The 6,043-nt window shown below is 71.5% G+C and carries 7 protein-coding genes; 3 read left to right on the plus strand and 4 right to left on the minus strand.

From position 1 onward, the window contains the following. From fliF to Psi01_RS40875, 4 genes are read right to left on the minus strand one after another with little or no spacing between them, the layout of a single operon-like run. A complete protein-coding gene (fliF, locus tag Psi01_RS40860; protein WP_204069577.1) occupies positions 1 to 1,611 on the minus strand; it encodes a flagellar basal-body MS-ring/collar protein FliF in 1,611 nt (536 codons plus the stop codon). Then, the gene (gene fliE, locus Psi01_RS40865) at positions 1,611 to 1,922 is read right to left on the minus strand and encodes a flagellar hook-basal body complex protein FliE (RefSeq protein WP_204069578.1); all 312 of its coding nucleotides are present in this window, start codon (positions 1,920 to 1,922) and stop codon (positions 1,611 to 1,613) included. Before fliE ends, fliF begins: the two co-directional genes overlap by 1 nt. Next, positions 1,919 to 2,329, minus strand: coding sequence for a flagellar basal body rod protein FlgC (locus Psi01_RS40870; RefSeq protein ID WP_203880169.1), 411 nt, complete (start codon positions 2,327 to 2,329; stop codon positions 1,919 to 1,921). Before Psi01_RS40870 ends, fliE begins: the two co-directional genes overlap by 4 nt. 1 nt (position 2,330) lies before the next feature. Then, a complete protein-coding gene (locus tag Psi01_RS40875) occupies positions 2,331 to 2,681 on the minus strand; it encodes a flagellar basal body rod protein FlgB (protein ID WP_204069579.1) in 351 nt (116 codons plus the stop codon). A gap of 325 nt (positions 2,682 to 3,006) precedes the next feature. Between Psi01_RS40875 and Psi01_RS40880 the strand changes: the two genes are divergently transcribed. The 3 genes from Psi01_RS40880 (at position 3,007) to Psi01_RS40890 (ending at position 6,017) form a co-directional block, all read left to right on the plus strand. After that, entirely contained in the window at positions 3,007 to 3,705 is a 699-nt protein-coding gene (locus Psi01_RS40880) for a VldE C-terminal domain-containing protein (protein WP_204069580.1), read from the plus strand. A gap of 236 nt (positions 3,706 to 3,941) precedes the next feature. Further along, entirely contained in the window at positions 3,942 to 4,832 is an 891-nt protein-coding gene (locus tag Psi01_RS40885; protein WP_204069581.1) for a hypothetical protein, read from the plus strand. Positions 4,833 to 4,916: 84 nt separating this feature from the next. Further along, on the plus strand, positions 4,917 to 6,017 hold the full coding sequence (locus Psi01_RS40890) for an alanine racemase (RefSeq protein ID WP_204069582.1): 1,101 nt from the start codon (positions 4,917 to 4,919) through the stop codon (positions 6,015 to 6,017). The last annotated feature ends 26 nt before the right edge of the window (positions 6,018 to 6,043 follow it).

Raw genomic sequence — 6,043 nt, forward strand, 5'->3', positions numbered from 1 at the left:
CTAGTTCCTCCTGTCGGCGAGCCAGCCGCGCAGCAGCTGGGCGACTTCCTCGGGCTGGCGCGAGACGAGACCGGAGATCTCCTCACGCAGGGCCTCACGCTGGTCACCGTCGGGCTCGGCGGGCTCCGGCTCGCCGGTCCCGGCGGGCAGGGCCTCGCGCTCGGCCATCTCCAGGGCGGCCTGGGCGCGGACGCGCTCCAGCTCGGCCTGCAGCTCCTGCAGCTGCGCCTGCTCCTTCTTCGACAGCTTCGAGCGGCGCTTCTTGCGGCCGCGCAGCCAGCCGATCAGGAACAGCAGCGCGATGCCCAGGGAGGCCGCGCCGATCTTGGCCATCTCGATCATGCGCTCGTCCTGCTCGGCCTTCTGGGTGGCGGCGAGCTCGGCGGCGGCCTTCTCGGCGGCGCTGTTGTCGAACGGCATCGCGGCGACGGCGATGGTGTCACCGCGCTGGGTGTTCACGCCGGCGGCGGAGGTCACGATGCGCTGGATCTCGGCCATGTCCACACCGGCGGACGCCTGGCCGTCGACCATCACGGCGACGTCGAGCTTGCGGATCGCGCCGGGAGCGGTCTTGCGGGTCTCGGTGATGAGACCGACGGCGTTGTCGCGGGTCTCGGTGGTGGACCTGTAGTCGTTGCCCGTCTGGTTGGTCGGCACCTGGATGTTGTCGGGGCCCAGGACGCCGCCGGTCGGCGTGCCGCCACCGTTGTAGGACTCCTCCTTGGTGGTGGACGACAGCGGCGGGAGGGCCGGGTCGCTGACGTAGCGCTGGCTCTTGGTCTCGGTCTGGTCGTAGTCGAGGTCGGCGGTGACCTTGACGACGGCCTTGTCCGGGCCGAGGACCTGGGTGAGCATCTGCTGGATCGAGGTGCCCATCCGCTGCTCGAACGCCTGGGTCTGCTGCTCGCGCTCGTCACCGGAGCCGGTCAGCGCCTGCTCGCCGCCGGCCGCCAGCACCTTGCCGGTGGAGTCGGCCAGGGTGACGTCCTCGGGGCTCATGCCCTCGACGCTGGAGCCGACCAGGTTGACCACGGCCTTGACCTGGCTGCCGGTCAGCGGCTTGCCGGCCTGCGTGGTCACCAGCACCGAGGCGGTCGGCTTGGCGGCGTCGTCGGCGAAGACGTCCTTCTGCGGGATGGCCAGGTGCACGCTGGCGGAGGTGACGCCCTCGATCGACTTGATCGTCTTGGCGAGCTCGCCCTCCAGGGCGCGCTGGTAGCCGACCTGCTGCATGAAGTCGGAGGTGGTGACGCCCTGCTGGTCCAGCAGGGAGTAGCCGCCGCTGTCCTGCTGGGCCGGCAGGCCCTCGCCGCTCATCTTCAGGCGCAGGTCGTACACCTGGTCGCGGGGGACCTGGATGGTGCTGCCGCCGTCGGTGAGCTGGTAGGGAACGCCGTCCGCGGTGAGCTTCTCGACGATCGCGTTGCCGTCGGTGCCCGACAGGTTGGAGTACAGGGTGGCGTAGGAGGGCTGGGAGGCCCACTGGGAGAAGAAGAAACCGCCGACCGCCAGTGCGAGCACGACGGAGATGGTGACGGCCTTCTGACCGGTGCTGAACGACCCGAACGTGGAGCGGGCCTTGCGGAGAGCGGCGAGAGCGCGTTCCTGCATCAGGCCTGCATCCTCATGATCTCGGTGAAGGCGGCGACCGCCTTGTCACGGATGGCTACGGTGAGCTGGGTGGCGAGGCCGGCCTCGGTGCTGGCCGCCATGTAGTCGTGGGCGTCCTGCAGGTCGCCGGTGGCGGCCTTGATGGCCAGCGCGTCGGCCTTGGTCTGGGTGGCCTGCAGGCTCTCGACGCTCTGGGAGAGCAGTCCGCCGAAGACCTCGGCCGCGTCGCCCGCCGCGGCCACGCCGGTGGGCGCGACGGGGGCGTTGATGCGCAGCGGTCCGGCGATGGGACCGATCGGGTCGATGCTCATCCGTTCCTCCCGAGCTGGATTGCCGCCTGGTACGCGTCGTAGGCTCGGTCGACGACCGAGAGGTTGGCCTGGTAGGCGCGCTGCGCCATCATCAGCTGCCCCATCTGGGCGCCGAGGTCGATGTCGGGATAGCGCACGTAGCCCTTGTCGTCGGCCAGGGGGTTGGTGGGCTCGTAGACCAGACGGCCCTCGGCCTTGCCCAGCTCGATCCCGCCGACCTGGACGCCGCCCTCACCCGATCCGTACTCGACGGCCTGGGCGACCACGTAGCGGGCGCGGAAGGCCTCGCCGCTGGTCGGGCTGGCGTTGTTGATGTTGGCGATGTTGTCCGACACCGCATCCAGCCACTTGCGGTAAACGGTCACGCCGGTGCCAGCGATTCCGATCGCTTTGAAGATGCCGGACATGTCACGCGCCTCCCTTGATGACGGAGCGGAGCAGGTTGTACTTGGAGTCCAGGGCCTTCAACATCGTCTGGTAGCGCAGCACGGTGTCCATGTGCGACAAGGTCTCGTGGTCGAGGTTGACGTTGTTGCCGTTCTCCCGGGTGGGCTCAAGGGAGCGGGCGATGCTCGGCGCCACTTCCCTGGGGGACGCGCCGCCGTCGACGGCGGTGCGCAGGGCGTCTTCGAACTGGACGCGGCCGGCGAGGAAACCGGGAGTCTCGATGTTGGCGATGTTGTCGGCGATGACACGCTGGCGCTGGGACAGGCCCTTCAGCGCGACGCGTACCGCGCTTGACGTGACGTCCTCGAGCACGAACAGACTCCGTTCGCTCTACTACGACCGCCGATCCATGGCGTAACGGGGCGAGCACTCCCTGCTCAGGTGGTCCCATCGGAAGCTCCCGGAGCGTCCTGAGGATTTCGCCGACTTTCTTGGCGGCCCGTCCCGGCGCGGGCCGTCAAGTCCTCAGGTGGAGGGCGTGACCTGCCGATGGTTATCCGAGTGCGTGCCCGAATCCGCCCGGCGCCGGAACCGGGGCGGACGACGGCCCGGCCGGGAGCCAGGCGCCCGCCGGTGACGGCCACCACGGACCACCACTGATCACCACGGACCTCGACAGAGGAGACGGAGGAGACGGATGACTGACGGCATCGCCGCGATCCAGGCCCGGGTCACTGAGCTTCAGGGCCAGTTCACCCAGCTCAAGAGCACCTCTGCCGCCTCGGGCCAGCAGTTCGCGGCCCAGCTCACCGCCGCGCAGAAGACGGCCGCCGGCACCACCGCCTCCACGACGGGCACCACCGCGGGCACCACCGGGACCACGCCGGCGACGACCGGCACCACCACTACGGGGACCACTACGGGGACCACTACGGGGACCACTACGGGGACCACTACCGGGACCACCTCGGCCACCGGGACCACGGCCGTGACCAAGAGCCACGACCCCTCCACGCTCGTGGGCGGCGGCAGCCGTATCACCTCGACCATGCAGAAGGTCATCGACGTGGTCGACGCGAAGTTCGGGCCGTTCCCCACCATCGGCGCCTGGCGGGCCGACGGCGGCATGCCGGGCAGCGACCACCCGACGGGCAAGGCCGCGGACTTCATGATCACCACAGGTGGCAAGATGCCCTCCGCCGCCAAGCTGAAGGAGGGCTGGGAGGTCGCCAACTACGTCAAGGAGAACGCCGAGAAGCTCGGCGTCAAATACATCATCTTCGCCCAGCACATCTGGAGCCCGGCCCGCGCGAGCGAGGGCTGGCGCCTGATGGAGGACCGCGGCAGCGTCACCCAGAACCACTTCGACCACGTGCACATCTCCGTGGAGAAGTGACCCGGGAAGTAGCCCCTGGGAAGTGACTCCGGGAAAGTGGCCCCCCCGACCGGCGGGGGCGCGCCGGGATCCCCGATCCGCCCCGGCCCCGGCGACGCCGGACGCCTCCCCGCGGCCCGACTCCTCCCCTCTCACGGCCCGCCCGCAGGCTGCCGCGACGACCTGCGGGTACGTACCGGAATCCGGGGCGGTTGAGCGGGGGAGGGACGACTGCGGTGAAGCGGATCGTGTCCGCGGTGTCGGCACCGCGGCGGGGCACCGCGTCTTCGGCCCGGCGGGGCGGGCGGTTCCGGTTGCGCGGGGTGGCCAGGGTCATGGCCGCCCTCACCGGTGCCGTGGCGCTGATCGGCTCGGCCGCCGGTTGCGGCGGCGCCCCGGAGGGCGAGCGGGCGATGTGGCTGTGGCGCCCGGCGGAACCGGCCGCGGTGGTGGAGTGGGCCACCTCGCAGCGGGTGAGCGAGATCTTCGCCTACGTGCCGTCGGAGCTGACCGCGGCGGAACGCGAGCGCCTGACCCGCCTCAAGAGGGGCTGCGACGCCGCCGGGATCCGGCTGGCCGCCCTCGGCGGCGAGCCCGAGTGGGCACTGGACCACGCCGCGGCCCTGGCCTGGCAGCGCACGGCGGTGGGCACCGGCCTGTTCCGCGCCCTGCACCTCGACGTGGAGCCGTACCAGCTCAAGGACTGGAGCACCGACCGCGACAGGATCACGGCGTCCTTCGTGGACCTGCTCGGCAAGCTGCGCCGGGTCGCCTCCCTGCCGCTGGAGGCCGACGTGCCGTTCTGGTACCACACCGTCCCGGCCGGCTCCGTCACGTTGGCCGACGAGGTCCTGTCCCGCACCGACGCGGTGACCGTCATGTCCTACCGCGACACCGCCACCGGCCCGGGGTCGATCATGGAGATCTCCGCCGACATACTGCGCCGCGGGGACAGTGCGGGCCGCCCGGTACGGCTCGGCGCCGAGACCCTCGCGCTCTCCGACTGCCCGCACTGCACCTTCCACGGCAAGAGCCGCCAGGCGCTGGACGCAGCCCTGGCCCAGGTCGACGAGGCCGCCGCCGGGCACTCCTCCTACGCCGGCGTCGCCGTGCACGACTACCACTCCTGGACCGCCATGTCCCCTTGAGCCTTTCCCCGGACGGGGCCCGCAGCGGAGCGGCGCCGAATATGATCAAAAGCTCCTGCGGCGACCCCCACAACCAGGAGACACATGGACGTCCTGACCGAGCGGGCCCATGAGCTGGCGGCGGCCGGGATGCTGCCCGCCTTCGTCTACGACCTGGGCGCGCTGGAGGCCCACGTGGCGGCCGTGCGCGAGGCGCTGGGCGAGGTCGAGCTCTACTACGCGGTCAAGGCCAACCCCGATCCGGAGCTGCTGCGGGTGCTGGCCCGGCACGTGGACGGCTGGGAGGTGGCCTCGGGCGGGGAGCTGGCGCACGTGCGGGGACTGTTCCCGGACATGCCGCTCGCCCTGGGCGGCCCGGGCAAGACCGACGCCGAGCTGACCGCGCCGGTCCACCGGCTGCACGTGGAGAGCCCCGGCGAGCTGGAGCGGCTGCTCGCCTGCGGCGCCCGCGCCGACGTCCTGCTCCGCGTCAACCTCGAGGTCCCGATCGAGGGGGCCTCACTGGCGATGGGCGGAGGGGCGACCCCGTTCGGCATGGACCCCGGCGGGGTGGCCGAGTGCGCGGCGATGCTGCGCGGGCAGGAGCGGGTACGGCTGCGCGGGGTGCACGCCCACCTGGCCAGCGGCCTGCACGCCCAGCAGCTGCTGGAGCTGGCGCAGGCCGTACTGGAGTACGCGCGGGATCTCGGGGTCACCGAGATCAACCTCGGCGGTGGCATGGCCGTCTCCTACGCCGATCCCGGCGAGCTGTTCGACTGGGTCGCCTACGGCGAGGGGCTGGCCAAGCTGCGCCGGCCGGAGGAGCGGCTGCGGATCGAACCGGGCCGCTCGCTGACGGTGTACTGCGGCCGCTACGCGACCCGGGTGATCGACGTCAAGCGCGTCCACGGCAGGCTGTTCGCGATCGTCGCGGGCGGCACCCACCACCTGCGGACCCCGGCGACCAAGGGCCACGACCAGCCGGTCGTGCCGGGCGCGCCCGGGGAGCCGGTCACGATCGCCGGGCAGCTGTGCACGCCCAAGGACCTGCTGGCCCGCGAGGTGCCGATCGCGCTGCGGCGGGGGGACGTGGTGGAGTTCGCGATGGCCGGGGCCTACGCCTGGAACATCTCCCACCACGACTTCCTGATGCACCCCCATCCCGCCTTCTCCTACGTGCGGGGCGGGCAGGCCCTCTCCCCCTGACGGGTGCTGTACGGCGGGCGCCCGCC

The organism is Paraplanobispora siamensis (assembly GCF_016863175.1).
Taxonomy (GTDB): domain Bacteria; phylum Actinomycetota; class Actinomycetes; order Streptosporangiales; family Streptosporangiaceae; genus Planobispora; species Planobispora siamensis.

Bases quoted from the DNA above. Each gene is read 5' to 3' on its own strand.
- Psi01_RS40880 (WP_204069580.1), top strand. From the start codon at position 3,007: ATGACTGACGGCATCGCCGCGATCCAGGCCCGGGTCACTGAGCTTCAG.
- fliF (WP_204069577.1), bottom strand. From the start codon at position 1,611: ATGCAGGAACGCGCTCTCGCCGCTCTCCGCAAGGCCCGCTCCACGTTC.
- Psi01_RS40890 (WP_204069582.1), top strand. From the start codon at position 4,917: ATGGACGTCCTGACCGAGCGGGCCCATGAGCTGGCGGCGGCCGGGATG.
- Psi01_RS40870 (WP_203880169.1), bottom strand. From the start codon at position 2,329: ATGTCCGGCATCTTCAAAGCGATCGGAATCGCTGGCACCGGCGTGACC.
- fliE (WP_204069578.1), bottom strand. From the start codon at position 1,922: ATGAGCATCGACCCGATCGGTCCCATCGCCGGACCGCTGCGCATCAAC.